This is a genomic window from Candidatus Neomarinimicrobiota bacterium, from assembly GCA_036476315.1.
Taxonomy (GTDB): Bacteria; Fidelibacterota; Marinisomatia; order Marinisomatales; family S15-B10; genus JAZGBI01.
The window spans coordinates 48434-73939 of the sequence record JAZGBI010000098.1 but is presented as its reverse complement, the minus strand read 5'-3'; the positions used below and the strand labels follow the sequence as shown (position 1 = coordinate 73939).

27 protein-coding genes are annotated in these 25506 nt (G+C 51.1%); 15 read left to right on the top strand and 12 right to left on the bottom strand.

The annotated features are described in order from the left end of the window. Positions 1–146 precede the first annotated feature (146 nt). The 8 genes from V3U24_10015 to V3U24_09980 all read left to right on the top strand — a co-directional run bounded on the left by V3U24_10015 (position 147) and on the right by V3U24_09980 (position 9724). The gene (locus V3U24_10015) at positions 147–1385 is read left to right on the top strand and encodes a PDZ domain-containing protein (GenBank protein ID MEE9167776.1); all 1239 of its coding nucleotides are present in this window, start codon (positions 147–149) and stop codon (positions 1383–1385) included. A gap of 270 nt (positions 1386–1655) precedes the next feature. Further along, positions 1656–2240, top strand: a complete 585-nt coding sequence (locus V3U24_10010; GenBank protein MEE9167775.1) for a DUF4390 domain-containing protein — start codon at positions 1656–1658, stop codon at positions 2238–2240. Continuing rightward, positions 2237–3466 carry an ATP-binding protein gene (locus V3U24_10005; GenBank protein MEE9167774.1) on the top strand — a complete coding sequence of 410 codons (1230 nt, stop codon included), beginning with the start codon at positions 2237–2239 and terminating at the stop codon, positions 3464–3466. Before V3U24_10010 ends, V3U24_10005 begins: the two co-directional genes overlap by 4 nt. Then, positions 3463–4818: a sigma-54 dependent transcriptional regulator gene (locus tag V3U24_10000; GenBank protein ID MEE9167773.1), complete on the top strand. Its 1356-nt coding sequence runs from the start codon at positions 3463–3465 to the stop codon at positions 4816–4818. Before V3U24_10005 ends, V3U24_10000 begins: the two co-directional genes overlap by 4 nt. A 61-nt stretch (positions 4819–4879) precedes the next feature. Beyond that, on the top strand, positions 4880–5707 hold the full coding sequence (locus V3U24_09995) for a hypothetical protein (GenBank protein ID MEE9167772.1): 828 nt from the start codon (positions 4880–4882) through the stop codon (positions 5705–5707). After that, positions 5708–7657, top strand: a complete 1950-nt coding sequence (locus V3U24_09990) for a fumarate reductase flavoprotein subunit (protein MEE9167771.1) — start codon at positions 5708–5710, stop codon at positions 7655–7657. It begins immediately after the preceding gene. Continuing rightward, complete coding sequence (locus tag V3U24_09985; GenBank protein MEE9167770.1) at positions 7657–8406, top strand: fumarate reductase iron-sulfur subunit; 750 nt, start codon at positions 7657–7659, stop codon at positions 8404–8406. Before V3U24_09990 ends, V3U24_09985 begins: the two co-directional genes overlap by 1 nt. Before the next feature lie 187 nt (positions 8407–8593). After that, a complete protein-coding gene (locus V3U24_09980; protein ID MEE9167769.1) occupies positions 8594–9724 on the top strand; it encodes an ATP-binding protein in 1131 nt (376 codons plus the stop codon). 1 nt (position 9725) lies between these two features. Here the strand turns inward: V3U24_09980 and frdD are convergent, their stop codons facing one another. The 8 genes from frdD to V3U24_09940 all read right to left on the bottom strand — a co-directional run bounded on the left by frdD (position 9726) and on the right by V3U24_09940 (position 15880). Then, positions 9726–10064 carry a fumarate reductase subunit FrdD gene (frdD, locus tag V3U24_09975; GenBank protein MEE9167768.1) on the bottom strand — a complete coding sequence of 113 codons (339 nt, stop codon included), beginning with the start codon at positions 10062–10064 and terminating at the stop codon, positions 9726–9728. Between the two features lie 3 nt (positions 10065–10067). Then, positions 10068–10400, bottom strand: coding sequence for a fumarate reductase subunit C (locus V3U24_09970; protein ID MEE9167767.1), 333 nt, complete (start codon positions 10398–10400; stop codon positions 10068–10070). Between the two features lie 35 nt (positions 10401–10435). Next, positions 10436–11188, bottom strand: coding sequence for a succinate dehydrogenase/fumarate reductase iron-sulfur subunit (locus V3U24_09965; protein ID MEE9167766.1), 753 nt, complete (start codon positions 11186–11188; stop codon positions 10436–10438). Positions 11189–11197: 9 nt separating this feature from the next. Continuing rightward, positions 11198–12952: a fumarate reductase (quinol) flavoprotein subunit gene (frdA, locus tag V3U24_09960; GenBank protein ID MEE9167765.1), complete on the bottom strand. Its 1755-nt coding sequence runs from the start codon at positions 12950–12952 to the stop codon at positions 11198–11200. A 143-nt stretch (positions 12953–13095) separates the two neighbouring features. After that, positions 13096–14454, bottom strand: a complete 1359-nt coding sequence (locus V3U24_09955; GenBank protein ID MEE9167764.1) for a radical SAM protein — start codon at positions 14452–14454, stop codon at positions 13096–13098. Beyond that, the gene (locus tag V3U24_09950; GenBank protein ID MEE9167763.1) at positions 14451–14852 is read right to left on the bottom strand and encodes a hypothetical protein; all 402 of its coding nucleotides are present in this window, start codon (positions 14850–14852) and stop codon (positions 14451–14453) included. Before V3U24_09950 ends, V3U24_09955 begins: the two co-directional genes overlap by 4 nt. Positions 14853–14870: 18 nt before the next feature. Beyond that, entirely contained in the window at positions 14871–15284 is a 414-nt protein-coding gene (locus tag V3U24_09945; GenBank protein MEE9167762.1) for a hypothetical protein, read from the bottom strand. 125 nt (positions 15285–15409) lie between these two features. Beyond that, complete coding sequence (locus V3U24_09940) at positions 15410–15880, bottom strand: hypothetical protein (protein MEE9167761.1); 471 nt, start codon at positions 15878–15880, stop codon at positions 15410–15412. Between the two features lie 188 nt (positions 15881–16068). Here V3U24_09940 and V3U24_09935 point away from each other — a divergent pair, with 188 nt between their 5' ends. Continuing rightward, positions 16069–17604 carry a gamma-glutamyltransferase gene (locus V3U24_09935; GenBank protein MEE9167760.1) on the top strand — a complete coding sequence of 512 codons (1536 nt, stop codon included), beginning with the start codon at positions 16069–16071 and terminating at the stop codon, positions 17602–17604. A gap of 15 nt (positions 17605–17619) precedes the next feature. Here V3U24_09935 and V3U24_09930 read toward each other — a convergent pair whose 3' ends face one another. From V3U24_09930 to V3U24_09915, 4 genes are all read right to left on the bottom strand, one after another. Continuing rightward, positions 17620–18327 (bottom strand): gamma-glutamyl-gamma-aminobutyrate hydrolase family protein, encoded by a 708-nt coding sequence (locus V3U24_09930; protein ID MEE9167759.1) that lies wholly within the window; start codon positions 18325–18327, stop codon positions 17620–17622. 151 nt (positions 18328–18478) lie between these two features. Further along, positions 18479–18649, bottom strand: coding sequence for a hypothetical protein (locus V3U24_09925; protein MEE9167758.1), 171 nt, complete (start codon positions 18647–18649; stop codon positions 18479–18481). Continuing rightward, positions 18630–19220: an NADH-quinone oxidoreductase subunit B family protein gene (locus V3U24_09920; GenBank protein ID MEE9167757.1), complete on the bottom strand. Its 591-nt coding sequence runs from the start codon at positions 19218–19220 to the stop codon at positions 18630–18632. Before V3U24_09920 ends, V3U24_09925 begins: the two co-directional genes overlap by 20 nt. Positions 19221–19223: 3 nt before the next feature. After that, positions 19224–19472, bottom strand: coding sequence for a hypothetical protein (locus V3U24_09915; GenBank protein MEE9167756.1), 249 nt, complete (start codon positions 19470–19472; stop codon positions 19224–19226). A gap of 319 nt (positions 19473–19791) precedes the next feature. On the opposite strand from V3U24_09915, the gene V3U24_09910 reads away from it, so the two are divergent. The 6 genes from V3U24_09910 (at position 19792) to V3U24_09885 (ending at position 25496) form a co-directional block, all read left to right on the top strand. Further along, positions 19792–21429: an NAD-dependent malic enzyme gene (locus V3U24_09910; GenBank protein MEE9167755.1), complete on the top strand. Its 1638-nt coding sequence runs from the start codon at positions 19792–19794 to the stop codon at positions 21427–21429. Between the two features lie 81 nt (positions 21430–21510). After that, positions 21511–22191 carry a TIGR02206 family membrane protein gene (locus tag V3U24_09905; GenBank protein ID MEE9167754.1) on the top strand — a complete coding sequence of 227 codons (681 nt, stop codon included), beginning with the start codon at positions 21511–21513 and terminating at the stop codon, positions 22189–22191. 73 nt (positions 22192–22264) lie between these two features. Continuing rightward, on the top strand, positions 22265–22501 hold the full coding sequence (locus V3U24_09900; GenBank protein MEE9167753.1) for a hypothetical protein: 237 nt from the start codon (positions 22265–22267) through the stop codon (positions 22499–22501). Next, the gene (locus V3U24_09895) at positions 22502–23602 is read left to right on the top strand and encodes an endonuclease/exonuclease/phosphatase family protein (GenBank protein MEE9167752.1); all 1101 of its coding nucleotides are present in this window, start codon (positions 22502–22504) and stop codon (positions 23600–23602) included. Beyond that, complete coding sequence (locus V3U24_09890; GenBank protein ID MEE9167751.1) at positions 23599–24411, top strand: hypothetical protein; 813 nt, start codon at positions 23599–23601, stop codon at positions 24409–24411. The genes V3U24_09895 and V3U24_09890 overlap by 4 nt, the downstream gene beginning before the upstream one ends. A 191-nt stretch (positions 24412–24602) precedes the next feature. Continuing rightward, a complete protein-coding gene (locus V3U24_09885) occupies positions 24603–25496 on the top strand; it encodes a diacylglycerol kinase family protein (GenBank protein MEE9167750.1) in 894 nt (297 codons plus the stop codon). Positions 25497–25506 lie beyond the last annotated feature (10 nt).

Sequence of the window (25506 nt, the reverse complement as noted above, 5' to 3'; positions counted from 1 at the left end):
GCAGGCCCAGAACCTCGCCGCCTCATTTCTGATAACGCGTTGTAATTCTTTATGTTATAAACAGAACAGTGTCTTTTGGCACGGATGTTGCACTAGGGTATTGACAAAACGCGAGAACGAGAATTGAAAAGGAAGGAGCATGTGACATGACAAAAGCAAAGACTGGAGTAAGAGTGACAGACATCATATTTGTGACCGGTCTCATGACCGGACTACTCCTCCTACCTTCCGAGGCTTTCTCGCAGGAAGAGGAGGAGGCGGAAGAGAGCCTGGAAACTGAGGAAGTGGTGGGGGAATATGACCAAGAGATAGACTTGGGAGTTATGAAGGTGCCTCCTATGCCTCTCGTCGTCCCCATGTTGGCTCAGCAGCGGGAGTCAAGGCGTGAGGTCCGGCCCAGGTTTGGTCTCCACATCGACGACATGGATTTCCAGGACGCCTATGAGGCACACTATCCTGAGAACTACGGCGTGTTGATTGAGGGCGTCGTTCGAGGTGGAAGTGCGGATCTTGCCAGCCTGAGGGAAGGGGATATCATCATGGAATTTGACGGCGAGAAGGTGCGTTACGAGGACCATCTGTTGAGGATGAGAAACGCCAGGAGTATCGGTGACACGGTGGAAATAAAGTTTTTTCGGGATGAGAAGGTGATGACAACCGACGTCATATTTTATTCCCAGAAGGCGAAAGTCGATGAGTTCGGGGAGGTCCCGGCTGAAGTGGGGAAGAGGTTGTCTCCGGGATACGGTGGAGGAGGATTTGAGCCTTATTTCATCGATTTCGATTTCAAGGGGATTAATAAATTCCTGAAAGCTAACAAATTTGATGCCATTCCCGGAGGACTTGTCGTCGCGTGGGGTGGTGGCGGCATGGGGAATGTGGGGAAAGGATGGTTCATCGGGGGCGCTGGAGGGGGGTTTGAAAAGAGGCAGCAGATTTCCGTTGAAGACGATCAGGGTCAGGTTGGTTGGAAAGCGTACAAGCTGGAAACGGCGTTTGGAGGGGTGACTCTTCAGAAAAAAGTGCCCCTTTTCACTGATAGATTCGTGTTGGATGTGGGCGTGCTGTTAGGTGGTGGAGGAACGACATTGTCGATGAGTCAGACAAACGGCGACGTCACGTGGGGTGAGAACATTGCTGCCAAGAACAGTTATTCCGTTCGGTTTGAGAAGGGTTACTTTGTCTATCGGCCTTCTGTCGGACTTCTTGTGCGGATCAAGAACTGGGTTGGTGTTCATGGATCGGTGGGGTATTTAGGTACTTACGCCGGTGACGACAAGTGGACGGAGAAACCGTTCGATTTCACGGTTGAGGGGGTTGACAGTGTCTCTCCTGCCGTACCCTCGGGACCGACCTTTTCACTGGGATTTTGGTTTGGATACTAGAACGTGCAAGGTAGCGTCATGAACCGATTGGTGAGGTCAAAAATGAAGAAACATCGAAAAATTGAAAGCAGTCTCATTATTCCCTGCCTTCTCATTGCTTTGACGGTCATTCCTCTTCTGCTTCCTATTCCGTAAGCACGATTAACAGGGTTAACCAGGAAAAGAGTGGCCAGTGCGACCCGTACACGGGTTGGGCTGGCCACTTCTTCTTTCGAACCTTTTGTGGGTAAAAGTTGACCCAAAGATAGTCAATCTGGGCTAATTTTGGATATGGAAGAGAATGTCTTTGCCCTCCTGTCTAAGAAAATCGTTGCAGCCGTGATAGCCATCGGTTCCATGTTCTATTCCACGATATCAGGTGTCATCCCCCAGTTCGAGGAGGTGAATCTGGAGGCCAAGGGGGACCGGCTTGTTCTATCCACCCGCCTGGTCAATTGTTTTTCGGAGGATCTCGATAGGATCTTCAGCTCCGGGCAGGAAATCCAGATCCATTTTCTGGTAGAGGTGATCGGAGTTAACACTGATGAGGCCATCCATGAAATGACCTTTTACCATTCTGTCGAGTACTCTCTGGTAGAGCAGATTTATGAGGTGTTTTGCTCTCATCATGGGGAGCGGAGGGACGGTCTGTCGCTGGAAGAGGCAAAGGTGATGCTGGCGGAAGTCGACGAAATTGCGGTTGCGGGATCCCGTGACCTCTCGTCTGGGGAGGAATACTCCGTACTGGTAACTGCGCTCATGGAAGAAATTGACCTTCCCGGCATGGATGAGAGACTCAATCTAATGTTCTACTGGAGCAGTCAAAAGCCCGTGGCCACTTCCGACCCTTTTGAGGGAGACATATTCAGGCAATGAGATTGTTGATCCCCTCCTTTCGAACCCAGATCGTTTTCCTGGTGCTGTTCCTGGTTATCGTCTCGGCTCTTTTCTTTCGACACTTTTTTCTGGTAAGTTTTGAGGAATACTCGGCAAATGTCCACAGGCCGGATATGAGGGAAAAGCTGGACGCGATGTATCAGGATCACGGTGGCGGGATGGGGCCTGAAGAGAGGGAGAGGTTCCGGGAAGAAGTGGAGTCTGTCCTGTCAATGGAATGGCAGCGGGACCTGGAGGCGGATCTTTTCAAAAAAGAGATTGCGCTTTATTCCCGCTTCATATTCATTTTCCTGGTGATTGCCGTGGCGATTCTCTTTTTCATCACATTTAACCTGGTCTCCCGCCCCCTCCGCCGGCTCCAGTCTGGCACTGAGGAACTGTCGAAAGGGAATTGGAGAATACGCGTAAGGGAAAGCAAGTTCTCACCGCTGAACGATTTGATTGCATCCTTCAATAAGATGGCCGGGGAACTGGACGCAAACCGGGAGAGATTGATTCGGGCCGAAAAAGAGAGCATGTGGCGGGAAATGGCCCGGGTGATGGCCCACGAGATTAAGAATCCTCTCACCCCCATCCGGCTGGCCCTGGAGCGAATGGAAAGCAAAAAGAGCCTGTCAGCGAAAGAATTTCACGACTTATTTCTGGAGTCGGCCTCGATTATTCAGGAGGAAATCGATAATCTGCAATCGCTGGCGACGGAATTTTCCCAGTTTGCCCGGCTACCGGAAGCGAATATTGCCCCTCACGACCTGAACGAGCAGCTGAAGGAAATCATTATTCCATATGAGGACCAGGCGGACTTCCAGATGGAGCTGGCAGACAATCTACCCCCATTCCATATGGACCGCCTTCAAATGAAGCAGGTATTCGTGAACATCATTCAAAACGCAATTCAATCTTCAGGGGATGACTGTACCATTCGCATGTCCACTTCTGTCATTCACGGGCAAATATCCGTTGAGATCTCAGACCGGGGTTCTGGAATCCCTCCAGAGGATTTGGAGAAGATTTTTGATCCCTATTTCTCCACGCGAAAAAAGGGAACCGGTCTTGGACTTGCCATCGTAAAGCGGATTGTGGAGCAGCACCAGGGGAGGGTAAAGGCAGACAGTCAACCGGGAGTGGGGACAACCTTCGCAATGACGTTTCCGAATCGGGCACCGTCCCGAAGGTACGACCGTGATGAGGGGAAAGTTATGCCATGAGAATCCTTGTTGTCGATGACGAAAAGAATATTCGGAGGACGCTGACAGATATTCTGGTGGACGAAGGGTACGATGTGGTGTCGGCAGATTCCGGGGAGAAGGCGCTAGACATTCTGTCCCGGGAGTGGGTGGACCTGGTTATTCTGGACGTCAAATTACCTGGAATGGATGGCATTCAGGTATTCAGGGAGACAAAGGAAATCCAGGCGGAACTTGACGTTCTGATGATTTCAGGTCACAGCGGCATTGAGACGGCGGTGGAGGCAGTGAAGCTGGGCGCTTACGACTTTTTGGAGAAGCCCCTCTCCATGGCTAAAATCTTAACCGCCGCAAGAAACATCAGCGAAAAAAGGAACCTCTTGACAAGGCTCCAGGAGGGGGAAACTTCTGACCGGTCACGCTACCGGCTCGTGGGGGAGTCACCCCAGATGGTTAAGATTCGACAGACGATTGGAAAAGTGGCCCGGACGGATTCGAAGGTTCTCATCCGGGGAGAAAGTGGAGCCGGGAAAGAACTGATCGCTTTTGCGATTCACGAAGGGAGCAGGAGAACGGGCGGCCCGTTCGTGAAATTCAATTCAGCCGCCATCCCCAATGAGCTGGTTGAAAGCGAACTTTTCGGCCACGAAAAGGGGGCGTTTACGGGAGCCGATCGGCAGAAACTGGGAAAACTGGAAATTGCAGACGCAGGGACACTTTTTCTGGATGAAATTGGAGACATGAGCGATTCGGCTCAGGCGAAGGTCCTGAGGGTCGTTGAGGAAGGGAAATTCCAGCGAGTGGGAGGAAATAAAACCATTGCCATTGACGTGAGGATAGTCGCCGCTACGAACAAGGATCTTGAAACCATGATTCAAAAGGGCACTTTTCGAGAGGATCTTTATTATCGCCTGAACGTTGTGCCTGTTGTGATTCCTCCGTTGAGAGAACGGGAGGGAGATATTGAAATTCTTACCGACTATTTTCTCCGTCAGTTTTCCGTTGAGCTGAAGATTCCACCGAAACGGATGGATGTGAGGGCTCAGGATCGCCTGAAAAGCTACCCGTTTCCCGGCAATGTGAGGGAATTAAAGAATCTGATTGAGAGACTATACATTTTGACGGTTTCAGATTCCATAACAGAAGAGGATATTCTTCCCTTTGTTTCCGAGATGAATCGCCGGGGAGAAGCAGAGGGATCTTTGTTTGAGACCCGCGATTTCAAGGTTGCCAAAAGAGAATTCGAGATTCGCTATCTCACCACTCAGCTAAAAAAACACGATTGGAACATCAGTTCAGCGGCGAGAGAGCTGGGGATGCACCAGTCCAACTTATCAAGAAAGATGAAGGAGCTGGGCATAAAGAGGGACTAGGACCACAGGTTTTCCATAAAACACGGACAAAACGGTCCTAAATTACCATAAGTACAGCCAGATGAAAAATATAAGTTCCAAACTGTATATGGACGTCCTGTTCCAGAAGCAAAAGCTTCCCGGGGACAGGAAGGGCCCCCGGAGAGCCCTGACGGATGAGTGGATCAGTGCGGCAACGGGCGTTTTTCTCGCCCTGTTCATGTGGACCCACATGCTCTTCGTGGGAAGCATCCTGACGGGCCAGAGAGGATTCGATTTCGTGTCAAATGTCCTTGAAACCACCTGGCTGGCCCAGCTGATTGTTATCTTGGTGACGGTGGCTTTCTTCGTGCATTTCGTGACAGCGAGCCGGAAGATTCCTGGAAAACTCAGTGAGCGGAGACGAATGATGGAGCTGGGACGTACAGTGAAGGGGGCGAGGAAACGGTGGAACCAGGACCCGAGATCTGAAATCCGGCACCGGGACCATTCTGAAACCTCACTGTGGATCTGGCAGGTACGCACCGGGATGATCATTCTTGCCATCGGATCGATCCATCTTTTTGTGGTGGTTGCTGACATCTGGCAGCGCACCTTCGGCGGTGCTGGAATCACCGCCAGTGAGAGTATGGCACGGGTGCAGGATGGCATGTGGATACTTTACGCCGTGCTGCTGTTTTGCGTGGAACTGCATGCGGGCATCGGACTTTACCGGGTTGCTGTCAAATGGGGCGTGGGCTCGCGCATCCCTTTCACCGGAAAGCGTATGACACGCCAGATGGCGCACAGGAGCGAGCGAATCGTTCTCTGGTTCTTCACCATTATTGGCATTGTCACACTGCTGGTGCTGGCTGGTGTGCTGGCTCCTCCTCTGGCGTTGCTCTTGCCTGAATCGGGAGGAAGCTTCTGAATGGCCGAGATCGTCACCACCGATGTCCTGGTGATTGGTGCAGGTCTCGCAGGTGAGCGGACGGCCATTGCTTGCTCCAGCGAAGGGTTGGACGTGATCATGCTGTCGCTGGTCCCCCCCCGGCGCAGTCATTCCTGTGCGGCTCAGGGGGGGATGCAGGCTTCTCTTGGCAACAGCGTCATGGGCAAGGGTGATAATACCACTGTCCACTGGCTCGATACCATAAGGGGATCCGACTGGGGGAACGATCAGGAAGTGGCACGTATTTTTACGGACAGCGCCCCCATTGCCATGCGGGAGATGGCGCACTTTGGCGTACCCTGGAATCGTGTGAAAGGAGGGCCTCAGGAGGTTTTTATTAAGGGAAAGAAAGCGACCATTGTTGAGGATTATGAAAAAGAAGGTCTCATCACCGCCCGTGCTTTTGGAGGCACCGCCAAATGGCGTACTTGCTATACGGCGGATGGGACAGGCCACTCCGTTCTTTATACCATGGACAATATGGCAGTTCAGCTGGGGATCACGGTTCACGACCGAATGGAAGCTTTACGGCTCATACATGCGGATGGCAGGTGTATGGGGGCTGTGGTTCGTTCCCTTCGCAATGGTGAGATCGTGGTCTACTTCGCCAAAGCCACGGTGATCGCCACGGGGGGTTACGGACGTCTTTACGGAATTTCCACCAACGCGATTATCAATGAAGGTACGGGTTCATGGCTGGCCCTCCAGACAGGCATCGTTCCTTTAGGAAACATGGAGGCTGTACAGTTTCACCCTACCGGGCTTGTTCCCACAGATATTCTCGTGACCGAGGGCTGCCGCGGAGATGGGGGGATTCTCCTGGATGTGGATGAATATCGCTTCATGCCCGACTACGAACCGGAAAAACAGGAGCTGGCATCCCGGGATGTGGTATCCCGGCGGATGATAGAACACATTTTGAAGGGGAACGGGGTGAAGTCGCCGTACGGGGATCATCTCTGGATGGATTTACGCCATCTGGGGGAACATCACCTGAAGACAAAGCTTCGGGAAGTATATGATATCTGCATGCATTTTATCGGGGTAAACCCCATAAAGGAACTGGTCCCAGTACGGCCCACTCAGCACTATTCCATGGGTGGTATCCGTGTGAATAAGGACGGACACGCTTACAATATGAAAGGGCTGTATGCCGCGGGAGAGGCATCGTGCTGGGATTTACATGGCTTCAATCGGCTTGGGGGCAATTCCTTGGCTGAGACGGTCGTAGCGGGAATGATTGTAGGTGAACACATTGCCGATTACGCAAGGAACTCCACTCTGGTGAGCGATGTTTCCCTGGCCGAGTCTTTTGTCAAAAAGGAAAATGGCAAGATTGCTCAGTTGCTGAGTAGTAACGACGGTGAAGACGTATACCGACTTCGCGACGAGATAGCGGAGGCATTGATCAATGATGTGGGTATTTTCCGGAATGGTGAAAGGCTTGAGACGGCCGTTACCAAACTGAAGGATGTTGTTGAGCGAATTCAAAAAGTAAGAGTTCGGTTCCGGGCGCCAGGGATGAACCCTGAATTGTCTGGCGCTTTGCGCATTGAGGGAATGGCCAAGCAAGCTCTCGTGATCGCCATGGGAGCCTTGGCCCGGAAAGAATCCCGGGGAGCCCATTATCGGGAGGATTATCCGGCCCGTGACGACGCCAACTGGCTGAAGCGCACTCTTGTCAGATGGCCCGAAGGGGCAGACGAACCCTTATTCGATTATGAACCCGTGGGTATACTGGACCTGCCCCCGGGTGAAAGGGGATATGGAGAGGGAGAACAAATCCCTATGAGAATATCATTGCAAACGTACAACAAGAAGGTGTACGAAGAGCAGAAGGCAAGGGGACGGTTCGACACTGTTAAACCTGCGGGGACACAATTACCCAAGGAAGCGTGGCGGTCAGAACTTGACAAGGAAGGCGGCTGATGGGACGTCTGTTAACCTTTAAAATCTTTCGTTACAATCCAGGTCTGGAAAACGGTCATCCCAGAGTGGAGTCTTTTAAGTTGGAAGAGACACCGCGCTTGAACCTTTTTACCGCACTCCACAAAATTAGGGAAGAGCAGGCCCCCGGGTTGATGTTCGACTTTGTTTGCAGGGCCGGGGTCTGCGGTTCCTGTGGGATGATGATCAATGGGCGGCCCACCCTGGCCTGCCGTACCCTCACTTCCAATCTTCTCGATACCATTGAATTATATCCTCTTCCCTTCTTCAAATTGCTGGGAGATCTTTCGGTGGACACGGAGGTGTGGTTCCGCCAGATGTCTGAGCAGGTGGAATCGTGGATTCATACCCAGAAGGAATTTGATCCCGATGCACAGGAAGAACGCATGGACAATGAGCTGGCCAACAAAATCTATGAGTCGGAGCGGTGCATTGAGTGTGGCTGCTGTATCGCGGGCTGTGCCACCGCTCTGGTGGCCCCGGACTTTTTGGGAGCGGCTGGACTATTCCGCATCGGTCGATTCATGATTGACCCGAGGGACCAGCGTGAGGATAGCGACTGGTTTGAACTCGTTTCAACGGATGAGGGCGTCTTCGGTTGTTTTGGCATGATGAGCTGTGACGACGTCTGTCCGAAAGATCTCCCCCTTCTGGAAGTATTTGCCTATATCCGCCGGAAGATGACCACGACTGGCCTGAAGAGAAGCAAAAAAGAGTCCGTCTCAGTCTAAGCAATCGGACTTCAGACACCCCCTCCTTGTTTAATACTGCTCGCTACTTTCCTACCAAACAAGTTCAATCATCGAACACCAGAGTCTCTGGCAATGCAATAGACCAAGTTTTCTAAAATATTGTTGACTTACTGACCATATTATTATAAAGTTGGTCAGTAATATGACGGAATTATAGGAAGTCATAATGTATATACCGCAACAGCAGCTTCGGAATCTTCAAGCGCTAATAACTCCGGGCAAGGTAGTTGTTATCTATGGAGCCCGGAGGGTGGGCAAAACCACATTAGTTCGGAAGTTTCTAAAGACCGTCGATGAAGATGGTCTATATGTCGATGGCGATGACATTATCGTCCGACAGAATCTGGAAAGTCAGTCAGTCCCAAAGCTGCGAGATTTTGTAGGTGACAGTTCTTTACTCATTGTTGATGAGGCTCAAAGAATCAAAAATATTGGCGTTAACCTAAAGCTAATCGTCGACCATATTCCTAACATAAAAGTAATCGCCACGGCATCCTCGTCCTTTGACATTGCAAAGGATATTGGCGAGCCTCTTACTGGTAGAAAGTATGTGCTACAGCTGTTCCCGTTGGCCCAGATGGAGATATCGATGATGGAAACCTCGCATGAGACGCAAGCGAATCTGGAATCCCGACTTCTCTATGGAAGTTATCCTGAAGCGGTAACCACGCAAGACAACATAAAGCGAGAAGGTTACCTTAGAGAGTTGGTTGCTTCATACTTATTCAAAGATATATTGGAATTAGAAGGCGTTCGACATTCTGATAAGTTGGTCCGTCTGTTGCAGCTATTGGCATTTCAAATCGGTAGAGACGTTTCGCACAACGAGTTGGGCACCCAATTAAGGATGAGCAAGAATACAGTCGACCGATATCTCGACTTGCTGGAGAAGGTTTTCGTGATTTATGGGCGTTCGGGGTTCAGTAGGAACTTGCGAAAAGAAATTACAAAAAACAGGCGGTACTACTTCTACGATAACGGCATTCGTAATGCACTTATAGGGAATTTCAATCCAATAGAAATCAGGGACGATCTTGGGCGCTTATGGGAAAACTACGTCATTATTGAGCGAAAGAAAAAAATGGAATATTCGCGTCAATCTACTCATTCTTACTTCTGGCGAACCTATGACAGAAAGGAAATCGACCTGATTGAGGAGCGTGCGGGAAAATTATTTGGCTATGAAATCAAGTGGCAGAAGCGGAGAGTGAAGCCCCCCAAAGATTGGCTTATGACCTATAATAATTCAAGTTTCGAAGTCATTGACAGGGGTAACTACCTGACATTTATTCAGTAAGTCAAAGCTGCCACAGAACACCGGCGGCCATTGCAGTACCCACAACGGCGCTTCCGTAGCAAATAATGGAGATTAGATTATCCGCCTTTTTGAGTCCCATATCCACTAGGGTATAGCGAAACCGGTGGGCCCAGTGAAACAGGGGTAGGGCAATCACGCCCAGGAGAATGAACTTTACAACAGGACCGGAAACTGCGGTATGTAGTCTCTCCACAGACACGGTTTCTTTTGAAGGCAAAATGAAGCCTGTTAGAATGATAAGTACGGGAAAAAACATGGCCGAAACCATCCCCCCGGCTGAGAACAATGACCACCAGAGTGGTTCTGTCGACTTCGTCATAGCTTACGTGGCCAGCACAATCCAGCCAACTATAAGTGAAATGATGATCCACCCCGCATAGAACGTTCCGGCTATAAGGGCGGGAGGAACCCGTTCCTCCCCGATTCGAAGGACCAGGATCTTGGGTGTGAGGTTAAACCACGTGATCGTGTGGTAGAGTACAAAAGGGAGGGCGAGGGCGTGAAATACGACACTGACTGGTGACGCGAGAAGACCCATAATCCCGTCCCCTCTACCGAGGGTATATATCATCACGAGGAGAAAGATACAATAGCCCGCTACGAAGACGCTTGTGAGTTCACGCATCATGAACAGGAAATACGATCGTCGCTTCACCCACCACATTTTGGGAAAGGGCCTGTGATAAGGTTTCACCGTCTCTTACCCCGTGGGAGAAGGACTTCCTTGAACCATTCCAGACTGCTTGGAAGTTTGGCCCGTTGGATGGCGGCGGCGGGGTCCACATCTTTGGGGCAGACGGCGCTGCACTCACCCACGTACGAGCATTCCCAGATTCCATCGTGGCCCGTCATGACCTCCTGGCGGCGGTCTCTTCCCTGGTCACGGGAGTCCATGTTGTACCGTTGAGCCAGGGCGATGGCCGCTGGCCCGATGAACGTTGAGTCGAGGGAGTACACTGGACAGGCGGCATAACAGAGCATGCAGTTAATGCACATGGAATACTGTTTGTACCTTTCCAGTTCGGCCGGCGTCTGGAGATATTCTCCTTCTTCGACGGGTTTCTCCTGTTCCTCCTCCCGGATGATCCACGGGCTCACACGTTTCAATTTATCCATAAAATCGTCCATCACCACCACCAGATCCCGCTCAACCGGGAATCCGGTAAGAGGTTCTACACGGATCTTGTAGGGATGATAGTCCCTGAGAAAATCGCCGCAGGTTAACACGGGGACTCCGTTGACTATCATGCCGCAACTCCCACAGACTCCCATGCGGCAGGACCAACGATATGAAAGTGACCCATCCATTTCGTCTTTGATGTAGTTTATGGCGTCAAGAATCACCCAATCCTCCCGGAAAGGAACCTCGTAAGTGTCGAACGCGGGTTCATCCTCTTGGTCCGGCCGGTAACGGAAGATTTCTAGCGTTACTGTTTCTGCCATTATGGGGTTTTATTTGCCATAGACCCTTTCCGCGGGTGGCCACCTGGTGATGACCACGTCCTTATGGTCAAAGCGGGGGGCCCCATCCGTTCGAAAGGCGAGAGTATGCTTGAGAAAATTCCGGTCATCTCTCTTGGGGAAATCAGTGCGCTGATGGGATCCCCGGCTTTCTTGTCTTGCCAGGGCGCTGTGGGCGATGGCCTGGGCAACATCGAGCATAAAATCGAGTTCCAGGGCCGAGGTGAGTTCCGTGTTGAATGTGAGTGTCCGGTCGTCAAGGACGATACCTTTAAATCGTTCACGGAGTTCACTGATGGCATCGCAACACTCTTTCAATCCCGTTTCCGAGCGGTATATGCCCGCACCGGTTTCCATGGTTTGTCTCATTTCATCACGAAGGGTGCTGATTCGTTCCGACCCCGTTTCCTTGCGAATGAAATTTTTCGCAATTCTTTCCTGTTCATCCTTTCCCTGGATTTCAAGGGCGGTGATGTCCAGTTTAGGGTTTTCTGCTGCAAAGACGCCGGCTGATTTTCCAACTCGAGCGCCGAAAACCAACAGTTTGGTCAGAGAATTCGAGCCGAGGCGATTTGCCCCATTGATGGAAATGCACGCTGTCTCTCCCACAGCATAAAGACCCGGAAGTACGGTTGCTCCACTGGTATCAGTATCGATGCCTCCCATAAAGTAGTGGAGAACAGGCCGGACGGAGATGGGTTGGCGCACAGGATCAATGCCGGCGTATTTCGTCGTCAGCTCCCTGACAAAGGGCAATTTCTTATTGATTTTCTTCTCCCCTAAGTGGCGGATGTCAAGGTGAACGACATCCCCGTGCGGACCGGAGATTGTACGCTCCTTTTCCAACTCTTTGATGAAGGCCTGGCTCAATCTGTCACGGGGGCCCAGTTCCATGCTTTTCTTGACAGGGTGACGTGGGTCCGTAATCTCCAAGGGGATGCCCAGATCGTAATCTTGGAGGTAGCGATAACCGTCCTTGTTAATGAGTATACCCCCTTCTCCCCGGGCTGCCTCGGTGATCAGGATCCCTGTCCCAGGAAGGCCCGTGGGATGATATTGAACAAACTCCATGTCCTTCAACGGAACGCCGCTCCGGTAGGCCATAGCCATCCCGTCGCCCGTCTTGATGGAGCCATTCGTTGTAAAGGGGAAGACTCTTCCGGCACCTCCAGTGCAAAGGATGGTGGCTTTCCCAGCAATCACCTCCAATTTTCCCGAGCGGAGTTCCAGGGCGGTAATACCTTGACACCGGCCGCTCTCGGCCAGGATTTTTGTGGCAAACCATTCATCGTAGCGTGTGATATTGTTGTATTTCAGGGAGGTCTGAAAAAGGGTGTGAAGCATATGGAAACCGGTCTTGTCGGAGGCAAACCAGGTCCGTTCAATCTTCATCCCACCAAAGGGACGCACGGCGATGGTGCCGTCTGGCTCGCGGTTCCAGGGGCATCCCCAGTGTTCAAGTTGGATTAACTCTCCGGGGGCCTCCTTGACGAAAAGCTCCACCGCATCTTGATCCGCTAACCAGTCTCCTCCTGCGATGGTATCCAGACAGTGATCATCGAAGGTGTCGTTGTCCTGGATGACCGCTGCCGCACCCCCTTCAGCGGCTACCGTGTGACTCCGCATTGGGTAGACCTTACTTACGACCGCAACGTTCAGGTCTGGGTTGACCTGAGCAATTGCGATAGCGGCCCTTAGTCCTGCGCCGCCACCGCCAACGATGACAATGTCATGCTGAAGTGGCATGGAGAAACGGGTAACTCACGACTGCAAGCGTCAAATGTTAACCCCCACCTCGTGAGAATTACAACGGAAAACTTAAGGACTGGTTAACGAGTGGCCATCTTCACTAAAACGAAAGACGGGCAGAAAATGGGTGGGTAAGGGTCTCAGGCCGCATAGATTTTCTCATCGCCTGATGGATTTTTTCTGTGGAAATAAGGTGATGTTCTCAACATTCGTTTGAACTTTCGATGACGTTCATCGGTTTCTTTCTCTGAATACAAGATCTTGGCGAGTCGTAAAAACCCGTTGTTCAGTTGTTGAACGGTCATTCCCTTAGGCAGAAAATTTATGTCGAAAAGAGTGCACAGCTCCCAGGCCATGTCACGTATGATTCGGTTTTTCCGCTTCAATCTTTCGTAAAGCGGTGTGCCTGGGAAAGCCGTCATGAATGTGATCTGGACTTCGTACAGGTTGGATTCTCTGATGAAGTGAGATACGTCATCGAAAATATCCGGTAAGTCTCCATCCAGCCCGAGAACAAAGCAGCCGTTCACCGCAATTCCGTACGACTGAATCCGCTCTATTGCCTCTATGTATTTTTCACGTTGCTTCATCTTCCAATTGGAATGCAATTCAATACCGTCCAAACTGACCTTCCGTGGACTTTCTAATCCGATCAGAACTTGTTTGCAGCCTGAGTCCCGTAATAAGCCCAGAAGCTCATGGTCGTTTGCGACGGAGATATCTGTTTCCGTAAACCATCGGATCTTTTCCTTCACGAGGGCCCGGAGAAGGTGTTTGTAGTGGACATGATTCACAAAGGTGTTGTCATCAGCGAATTCAATGAACGGTCTTTCCCAGATCTTCTTGATGGCACGGATCTCATCTATTACCTTAGCAACTGGTTTGACTTTATACTTGGGCACTAGAAGAATAGAGCTCGCGCAAAAGTCGCACCTCCAAGGACAACCGCGGCTTGTCTGAACCGTAAGGCGGTTGTACTTATGGGGATCCAGAAGGTCGAAACGAGGGACAGGTGCTTTTCGCAGATCGAATGTTCCTGGGGGGGACTGAACATAACGCTGCTTCAGGGAGTTTTTTTCAAAATCCCGCAGAACTTGCGGCCAAAGAGCCTCTCCCTCCCCAACGACAATGCTTGTACAATGTCTTTTTGCTTCTTCCGGTTGGGAGGAGACATGCAGTCCGCCCATGACCACAGGGATCTTGTTTCTTCGAAATCGACGTGCGAGCTGGTAAGCCTCAAAGATTTGTGCCGAATAAGACGATATAGCCACAAGGTCGAAGTCGTCAGGCAAATCGCCCTCTTTCTCTATGTCTGCAATTTCTCTGTATTTCACTTCGAACTTCTTAGGTGTCAATGCAGCAAGGGTCAATAAGGACAAGCTTGGCAGTGAAGCAATGATTTTGTTGCGTTCCACGAACCCGGGAAGCGTTAAGCCAAGCTGTGTCAGTTCCTTGTTGTGTGCCCTGACACCGCTCATGGCAATCAAGCCGATTTTCATCGTGTGACCACTTCCCAGAGAGTGAAAAAACCGCTCGTGAGCAGACTCATTACCGGAATGTAGAAAAGGTTCTTTAGTCTCGGGAAATGCGCCATGACAAAACAGCAGATGGGCATGGTAATGGCCCCAACAATGAAACCCCATGAGGCGACTTTCAGCATGACTCCCGGTTCGGCAAAAAGCCGGGCAGTGAAATAGAATATGAAGTTAACCAGCGCTAACCCGAAAAAGGAAATGTGTCCCAGACGGTAGAGTCTCCGTTTTAGACCGGAATAACCTCCTAGCCAGTCGTCCCGGAAGAAGTTGAAGTTCAGGCCGATGATAGAGCCAGACAGGAACCCCAGAACAATCCATAGCCAACCCAGGATCAGGTTTGCCTGAGGGGTGTAAGGATTCATGATGTTGAACCCGTTTCGTTACGCTGGTGGTTCAGGTTCAAGTGCTGCTATTAACAGACGATAGTTCTTGAGGTAAAGCACAAACAGGACGACGAAAACGAGATCAAGAAATCCAAAAAGCGCGAACATCGGGTGTGGCAGACCTCCGATGGCCCAGTAGTAAAATGCCACGCCGGTGTAAACCAATTTGTAGACTATTCCCACTTTGGCAATGTCGACATTTCGCTCCAGATCTAAATACACAAAATAGTAAAGAAGGCCTTGGGCAAAAACAAAGGCCGCGGCAGTATGCAGGTAAGCGGGTTGATCCGGCAATCGAATATCGAATAAGGAATAGACACCTTTATAAAAGAAAAAGAATACTATTCCCAGGATGAAATCATACCAGGCGGCCACCATGAACATTCCCTTATAGAACCTCTTGCTTTTCATTGTTCACTCTCCTTTTCTGCTCAAGTGGTTTTTCGTGTCACACGGTCCGTCCAACATAACCAAAGCCCGTGTAAAACTCAGGATGAGCCTGGTCGGACCGGAAGATCCTTCTGCTCCGGGCTCCTTCATCTGGCCCCCTCTTCTTCCTTGTTCAACCGAAGTGTAGCCCACACGCTTATCAGATAAAGAGCCAGTAGTCCGTATGTCAAATTCACAAAAAAAGATCTGGCAATGAGGGTGTATTCCATGTAAAAAAGGACCACGAATAGCGCTCCAAGTACAATCAACAGGTTGTTCCTCGACCTTGGTGTTCCCAAGAAGGTAATGAGAACATAAGTGCAGACCATGGCTCCAAATCCCAGAAGCCAGAGACCGGAAAATCGGTAAACCATAGCTATATAATCGGGCAAGGTTTGATTGATTTCCGTTTCAAAAAGTTCAGAAAACGTGATTCCAAGTGTTGATTCGTTCGCGGCTCTATCAAGAAGCCAGGGTTCGTCAGCCATGAGCCAGAAGACTCCCAGAACGGCACCGAAGAGGCCGATGACGAAGAGAGGGATCCAGGTCAGGTTATGGAGAAGCTTGGAGTCCATCATTAGGCCTGCAGCAAAATTGCAGAAATCAATTGAAACTGTCCAGATGTTTAGAGTGAGACAGCCCTCTGTAAGGATTGGGGGCCGAGAAAGGGCGGGGCTCAATTCTCTTGACAGGGCTGTGCGGTGGCATTACCTTTTATTCTCGGACTCGTATTTCTCTCATGGTAGGGGGGAGGTCTATTCGAGTGATGAAAAATGTCATAGCGGCAGGGGATAAGACTACCGTTGAGGCCGCCCAGGAGATTCTGTGGATCGGCGGCAACGCTTATGACGCGGCAGTGGCGGCCATGTTTGTTGCCATGGTGTCGGAACCCACTCTCACAAGTGCTGGCGGAGGGGGCCACCTTATGGCCCTCCCGGAGTCTGGAAGCCCGGTGCTCTTTGATTTCTTCGCGGAGATGCCGAGTGGGGAAGTCATAGATTCTGAGCTTGATTTTGTGAGCATCTATGTCAATTTCGGAACGGCTGACCAGGAGTTCCACATTGGCAAAGGGGCCGTTGCGGTGCCAGGTGCCGTAGCGGGTCTTTTGCACGTTCAGGAAGTGCTGGGTTCCATTTCTCGCATGGATGTCCTGGCGCCCGCTATCCGGGCAGCGAAAGAAGGTGTTATCCTTTCCCACATTCAGGGTTACCTGGCCACCCTCCTGGAACCGATTCTGACACACGATGAAAGAGGTCGACAGCTATTTGCGCCACAGGGGACATTGTTGGGAGGGGGTGACCGGCTGGTGATGTCCGACTTTGCGGATTTTCTCGAGGTTCTGGCTCACGAGGGATCCGATCTCGTCTACAAAGGAGAGGTGGCAAAAATCATAGTTGACTGGGCAGGTGATGGAGGCCTGTTGAAGGCTGAGGATCTCGAGAATTACAGGGTTAAGGAGCGAACCCCGCTGAGAACGGCATTTCGGGGACACACCGTGCTGCTGAACCCGCCACCGGCTCAGAGCGGTCTCCTCATCGATGTCTCCCTGTCTTTGCTTGAGAACACGGGATGTGCCCGGAAGTCACCCATGCCCCTGAAAGACCTGGTAACAGCATTTGACGTTACGAATCAAGTGCGAAGAGATTATTTGGCACATGGGATGGAAGGGGAAATCCATGAGTCCCTCACTGGACGCGACGATTTCCCTTCGTATGTGGAGAGTTTTCACCGGTTACACTCATCGGATGGAGCCACCTCACGCTCTTTTTCACGGGGTGAGACGACGCACATCAGTATTCTCGACAAAAAGGGCAACGCGGCCAGTCTTACCGTTACCAATGGAGAAGGTTGCGGGTACGTCCTCCCGGAAGCCGGATTCATGCTGAATAATATGTTGGGAGAGGAAGACTTAAACCCCGGGGGGTTCCACCGCCATCAGCCCGGGGAACGTCTTCCCTCCATGGTAGCACCTACCATAGTTGTGTCTGATGGTAGGCCAATCCTCTTGACAGGGACGGCAGGAAGCAACCGGATTCGATCTGTCATTGTCCAAATCATCGCGCACGTTCTGTGCGATGGGCTGGAGATACAAGAGGCAACGGATGCTCCAAGAGCCCACCTTGAAGGGACGGTCCTCCATGTGGAGCCCGGGATGTCCGAGGAAGATCTTATGGAACTCGAAAACCGGTATACGGTAGAGCGGTGGGAAAGCCGGAACGTCTTTTTTGGCGGTGCCAATTCGGTGATGGCTGAAGAGGGCGCCGGCGACCCCAGACGCGGCGGCTTTTCGTTGACATTTTGACCGGGGACTGGCGAATCATCCCCCGGCCGGAACCCGCGCCTCATCAATGAGCCATTGAAAAAGTTTTCTCTGAACAGGGTCGTTTTCCATCTTTTCCGGGTGCCATTGGACCGCAACGAATCTGGCGGACGAATCCCGGGATTCAACCGCTTCCACAAGACCGTCCTCTGACCAGGCGGTCGCCTTTAAGTCTCTCCCTTTTGTTCGTTTACCCTGATGATGGGTGCTGTTTACCACGATCGCATCTTTTCCCAGGATGTCGAAGAGGAGACTGTTTCTGTCGATGGTCACGGAATGCTGCGTGATGGGCCCCTTGTAGTTCCCGTGGTTCACCGAACTGGAGAGCTGTGAATGGAGATCCTCATAAAGTGTCCCGCCGTAGATTACATTGATATGCTGCAAGCCAGCACAGATTCCCAGAACCGGCTTTTGCTGATCCCGGCACAGTTCGAAAACTTCCCTGTCGAAGGTAACCCGGTTTGGATGCATGGGTTCTTCCCCGTTCAATTCATAAGATGAGCCGCCGTAATACTCCACCGGAAGGTCCGGCCCGCCGATGAGTATGAGTCCATGAATTAAATTGCCGGCTTCTGACACTGAAGCGTTGGAATTTGGATGCGTCAACATAAAGGGGACACCCCCGTTATCCCATATTCGATAGACATAGTCCTCTTTGATCCCCATCCAGAAGGAGTCATTCAGGGCATAATAGTAAGGACTTATCCCGATCGCAGGGACAGGGCCATTCGGATGTTTTTTGGCTATAGTACCCCCAGAAAGCTAAGCGGCGAAATTCAGCAAGATTTTCCTATTTCACAAGGAATGATGCATTCGCCGGGTTTTGAAATAATAGACAGGGGTTCCTGGGAAAGGGTCAGTCGCGTCTTCGCGGCTGCTGTCGCTTTCGAATCTCCTTGAGATCAGGCCCATGTCCCCGAATATCCTTTTCGTAATGGTGCCACCATTCGAGCTCCTTGTCCGTTCGCTCGCTGAGGCGCTTCCACCACCCGAGGTCTGTGATTCTCTTATATTTTTTCTGTCTCACGGGGTGGGCCGATTTCCCTGAAAAGCTCTGCGGAAGTCTCCTTCTTTTTCCGAGAAAAGAGATTCTTGAGGTTTTTCGAGATCGTCTCCTGAAAGGGACGTTCACTCAGGATTTTTTCCTGGAGTTTCAGCAATCCTTCGATCAATGCTTCCGGTCTGGGGGGACAACCGGGTACGTATACGTCTACGGGAATGACAAGGTCCACCCCCTTGAGCACGTGGTATCCGTACTGCCAGTACGGTCCTCCACTAGTGGCGCAACTTCCCATAGAGACCACATATTTCGGGTCCGCCATCTGTTCGTAAAGTCGCTTGACCCGCAGGGCCATTTTCAGAGTTACCGTGCCAGAGACAATCATAACGTCGGCTTGTCTTGGGGAAGAACGGGGCATCATTCCTATGCGCTCAAGATCGTGACGCGAGGCCGCAGTGGCCATCATTTCGATGGCGCAGCAGGCCAGGCCAAATTGAAAATACCAGGGTGATGTAGCTCGGGCCCAGTTCACCAACTTATTCAAGGGGGCGACGAGAATGTCCCCGGACCCATCTTTTCCCACTGCTCTGGCGGCCATGTTCTACTCCTCAATTCTTTCTGCAGCCATATAGACAGGCTTGTCGCCCATAAAGTCGTGATACGCCAGGATCGCGTAGCCCTCATTATTCCTCGTGGGACACCGGTTGCAGGACCGTGACCCATCGACGCGGTGCCGGAGAATTTCGAGAATCTTTTCATCGGCTTCCTTGGATCCTGACACCAGTTCCTCATCCATTTCGATGTACCACCGGAGTGTCACGAGGTATCTGTACCCTTTCTTTTCGCTCATAATGTTCTTCTCCTCATCAGGAAGAAACCCGTTCCCAAGAACAGTAATTTAGAAACTCCAGCTCATTTCACAAATGCAATATCCGTTCCCTTCAGCATGAATCCCCCAAGGTTTCGAATTTAGATAGGACTCTCGCTCTTTCACAAAGCTCTTCTGGCCCCACATTGCCGTATTCATTACAATCTTACAAAGAGGGTAAATGTTGCGTAAATTCTTGACAAGGGAAATCTTCTATCTATATCTAGACGAGTTACCAGGTTTGATCAATGTTATGCCGTCTTCGATTCTTGTTAATGTCTAATACTAGGGGGATACTACCATGTCCACCTCTAATCAGGAGATAGAAAGGACAAGCATTTCCGTTCTGTACGATCCGGCTCTGAACAAGGGGACAGCTTTCACAGAAGAAGAGCGAGACAAGCTGAAGCTGAAGGGTCTTCTTCCTCCCAGAATATTCTCAATGGAGGAGCAGGAGAAACGGGTCCTGGAGAATTATCGCCGGAAGACGTCCGATATCGAAAAATACATTCACATGATTTCCCTTCAAGACAGAAATGAAACCCTATTCTACCGTGTCGTTGCGGACAATATTGAAGAAATGATGCCCATTATCTATACCCCCACAGTGGGTCAGGCGTGTGAGGAATATGGCCACATTTTCCGCCGACCCAGGGGTCTTTTTATCACGGCAAATGACAAGGGCCGCGTAACGGATGTGTTGAGAAACTGGCCCGAGAGGAAGGTGGGAATCATTGTGGTCACGGACGGGGAACGAATTCTCGGCCTCGGTGATCTTGGTGTCCACGGCATGGGAATCCCTGTGGGCAAGTTATCTCTCTACACTGCCTGCGCAGGGGTTCATCCGTCATTGTGCCTGCCCATTACCATCGACGTAGGGACGAATAACGAAGATTTCCTTCAGGACCCCCTCTATATGGGACTCTTGCAGAACCGACTCCGGGGCGAAGAATACGATGAACTTATCGATGAAGTTGTGACGGGGATTGAGGAGATTTTCCCCGGTACTTTGATCCAGTTCGAAGACTTCAGCAATTTGAACGCATTTCGTCTCCTGAGGAAATACCGTGATGAGGTGTCTACTTTCAACGATGACATTCAGGGGACAGCGGGAGTCGTTCTGGCGGGACTGTTTTCAGCCCTGAGGATTACGGGGGGGACACTGACCGATCAGACCCTCCTCTTCTTCGGGGCTGGAGAGGCCGGCATTGGCATCGGAGACCTTATCGTATCGAGCATGATGGACCAGGGCCTGTCCAAAGAGGAGGCCAGAAGGCGGTGCTGGTTTGTCGATTCCAAGGGACTGGTTGTCAGCACCCGAGACAATCTTCAGGAGCATAAGTTGGCCTACGCTCACGATCACGAATTCGTGCCCGATCTATTATCAGCGGTTGAAGAGCTCAAGCCCACGACCCTCATTGGCGTTTCGGGCCAACCGCAGACGTTCACCCAGACAGTTGTGGAAGCCATGGCAAGAATGAATAGGCAGCCCATTATTTTTGCTCTCTCCAATCCAACTTCAAAGGCGGAATGTACCGCGGAACAGGCTTACACCTGGTCACAAGGGAGAGTCATTTATGCCAGCGGAAGCCCGTTTGATCCGGTTAACTTGGATGGGAAGACGTACGTGCCGGGACAGGGAAACAATGTCTATGTGTTTCCCGGTGTGGGATTGGGAGCCATCCTCTGCGGTGCCCGTCACGTAACGGATGAGATGTTTTCGGCCGCCGCCAGAGCGCTGGCTCAAGACGTGTCCGAGAGCGATCTGGAAAAGGGGTGCATATACCCCCCTCTGACGAAGATCAGAGCCGTCTCCGCGGGAATTGCCGCCGCCGTGATGAAAGAAGCCTACGAAAGTGGCCTGGCGACAAAACCGGAGCCCGAAGACCTCTTTGCATACATCAAGTCGCAACAGTATGATCCGCTGTATCTGAACTAGGTCACAGACTCCACGGGCTCAAATTAATTAATAGTCTCTCTTTTTGGGTGGCTCTATATTTCCCGCCGAATGACTCCCCATGTGACAATCCCCATTTTCAGCCCTCTCTGGTGGCAGGCAAATATCGTAACTGCCGTTCTCATCGCCACCATTATTTTCATCGGGAAAAGGCTCTCGCCCAAATATCGAAATCGCCTTGCGGTTATCCTGGCAGTCGTTCTTCTGTCCCGATGGATACTGTACCATCCGTACGTGATGTGGTTGGGGAAATGGAATGTGCGATCCAACTTGCCTCTACACATGTGTGGACTGTCCGCGTTACTGTCCGGAACCGTTCTCATCTGGCGGAATCAGTGGGCGTATGAGTTTCTCTACTATTGGGGCATTCCGGGAGCCTTTCATTCGCTCCTGACACCGGAATTCACAAGCGGCAGCGAAGCACTGTTATTCCAGGAATATTTCGTTGCCCATGGGGGAATCATAGCCTCAGCCCTCTACCTGACACTGGTGCTGCGAATGAGGCCTCGAAAAGGATCCTGGTGGAGAGTTACACTCTGGACGCAACCCGTGCTGGTGGTTATTGGAGTGGTTAACTGGCTGCTCGATGCTAACTACATGTACCTCTGTGAAAAACCGATAGCCAATAATCCATTTGTCATGGGAGAATGGCCCTGGTATCTCCTGGGGCTGGAAATTGCCGGCTTATTGCATGTGCTCATCATCTACTCCCCATTCTGGCTCCATTATCGACGCCACAGCTAGCACTTCCTTTGAAATAAGCCCCTTTGATGAGAGGAGATACAGGTAAGATTGTGCGGGTAGGTATAACGGTAGTGTGGTTAAGTTTGGACTGCGGGGAGGAAACGCGGAGTACAGCTATCATATCAATACTATTTCCCGAATCCTGCTCGCCGATGGAACGCTCGTTTATTCCGCTCAAAAGGACCGGAGCCAGTCGAAACAGTCTCTATCGGGTCTTTCGTTCGGCCGGATCCTGGGGATCTGTTGTCTGGGAGGTCTGGCACTGGTTTTTATTGGTGGGATTCTAAGACAGACCGCCTTTAGGCTATAAATGAGAGTTTGTATTCTTTCTCTTCTCCTCCTTTTTTTGGGCTGTGGGCCGCTGGCTACGAGTTGGGATGAAGCCGAGGAAGCGATTTCTTACACCGCGATTGAAATAGCGCCTCCGCCCACCGCCGTGGACACCATCCTGGTTATGACGTGGAACATCCGGTACGGAGCGGGAAGAATTCCATGGTTTGGGGACGGGTGTGGGGATCGCGTACTTCTTACGGAGAGGGAAGTCATCGGTAACCTGAAAGTCGTGGCTGACAAGATTAACGACACAAAGCCGGATATTCTGATTCTCCAGGAAGTGGATGTGGAATCGAAAAGGACGGCCTTTGTTGATCAGGTTCAATGGTTACTGGACCACACCCATCTTAACTACGGAGCTTATGCCTCGTATTGGCAGGTTCAGTTCATTCCCAGCGATGGGCTGGGGAGAATGGATGCCGGGAATGCCATTCTAAGCCGGTGGAACTTCACAGAGACAGAGAGGGTTCCCCTGCCCCTACGAGGGGATCAGAGTTCCCTGACACAATACTTTTATCTCCGCCGGAATATCCTTAAGGTGAAACTTGATCTTCCGAGTTACGAGGACTTTTATGCGGTTGGCGTCCACACGGCGGCCTTTTCGACGGACGATACGAAACAAAATCACATTAACACACTCAAGGAAGAATTGGATGCTCTGGATAATACAGGAGCCCTCTTTGTGGCGGGGGGCGATCTCAATGAATTGCCACCGGAATCCGATTCAACCGACTATTGCGATGAAGATAAATGTGACGGAGAGTCTTTCCATTCTTCAGACGACGATCACAAAGAGGGAGCTTACTACGGACTTGAAACCACCTGGTTGAATGGCTTGTACCGAGGTTACAGGCCGGCGATTCGGTTAAACGAATATTTTGGTGACAATGTGTCTTATTTCACTTATTTCATCCATGACTTCACTGAAAGCAGTCCTCCGCATGCGTCAGGCGGACGGAAGCTCGATTATCTTTTCACCAATTTGAGCTGGGCGACAGACTCAGATTCCACGCATCAAGGCGCGACCCGGTTATCTGATCACATACCCATCAGCGCAAAACTGGTGCTGTCACCATGACGTGCAGAAAGATATTCGCCCTCCTCCTTTTAACTGCCACTGTTGCTGCTCCTGCCGCTGAGAGAGAGTGGTCAACGGGAACGGCTCACACACTTCCCAGGGGACGATATGAAATCGGACTGTTCCAACCGTTGCGCTACGGTCAGACAGAATATGTCGAATGGTCCACGCACCCGATTCTCTTTATCAAAATGCCAAATATCAGGGTCAAGATTTCTCACTCTACGTTTTCCGGTTGGAAAGTGGCTACTCGACACAGCCTGGTCTATCCGACGCCATTATTGCGCTTGCTCAGAGTAAAGGGATTTGGCATACAGGCGTTGGCCGACATGGATGTTGGCGGAATCATCTCCGACGATCCTACCATACCTCAAATCCCGCATATGATTTCCTCGCGGAATGAGATAATGTTGACCCGGTTCTTTGGGACGTCTACTTTCATTACGGTAAAAGCGGGTTTGGCGTTATCCGTTAAGTCGGGCGAACTGGACAGCCGCACCAGTGTCGACCTGCCAACCGTTTTTCCCCGCCTTGGTGTTTACCACAACACATACGGGATGAACCTGGGTCTTGATTTTCTCACGAAAGTGACCAAACGGACAGAGCTTGTCACTGACATGGATGCCCTGTTGCTGCCGGGATTGGATGAAGGGACCTTTGCCTTTGAGCACAAGGGTTTGTTGATCTGGAACAAGAGTTCCCGGTTCCAGGTAACCGTGGGATACAAGCTGGTGTTCGGTGAATATCCGTTCGGAACCCAGTGGCACCTGCTGCCTCTGTTTGATCTTCAGTGGGGATGGTCGAAGTGAGGAGACGGAGAACCGGAGGATTGTTCCGTAGGAACTCCTTTGACCCGTAGGATCTCCTGCGGAGGAGGAGAAATGGAAACACGGGGCCTGCTTCTATGTCGTAATGGAACGAACGCCGGGATTCGTGACACCTTATGCCCGATCTGGATGCTGAGAGCTAACAGCTGACCGCTGATCGCAAAATCAAAGCTATGACAAATAAACGCTTTATTCTCGCAGTCAATCCGTTTGGGGGAAAGAAAAAGGCACTGGAGGTTCTAAAAAGGGTCACGCCGGTATTTGAATCTTCCGGGGCGAAACTCGAGATCCGGGAGACTGAATACGCCGGGCATGCTGGTGACATGATCAACCAGATTGATTTCTCGGACTGGGACGGCTTTTGTCTCGTGGGCGGAGACGGCACACTGCACGAGGTTCTCAACGGACTCTTAACCCGCACGGATGCAGCACAAATTCCGATCGGTTGCATACCTGCAGGTACGGGGAATTCTTTCATGCATGACCTGAATTGCCTCGACCCGGTGGAGGCTGCCCGGAAGATTCTGCAAGGGAAAACTCGTCCCATCGATGTGGCAGAAATCCGGATGGGAAGCGACACTGTCTACGCTTTCAACGTGGTTGGATGGGGAATGGCAACAGACATAAATGTGACGGCGGAAAAGGTTAGGTGGCTAGGCGAAAGCCGGTATACGCTTGTAACTCTCCTTCATCTTCTTAAGCTGGTTCGCCGCCCGGCGAGACTTATCATTGACGGTGGGGAAGATGAGGACGAATTCATCTTTGCCATGGGCTGCAACACGCAGCACACGGGGAAAGGGATGCGCCTTGCACCCTACGCGAAACTCGACGACGGACTCATCGACCTTGTCATTGTTCGAAACGGCAGCCGTTGGAAATTGTTAAAGTTATTTCTCAAAGTGTTCGACGGTTCCCATGTCTCGGATCCCCTGGTGGAATATCATCAGGTCAAGAAGTACTCAATTATTTCACGTGAAAACGATATCTTGAATGTCGACGGGGAGCTTAAAGGAAATACCCCTTTTGAGGTGTCGGTTGTGCCCGGGGCCTTTCACGTATTTATGTAACGATAAGGAA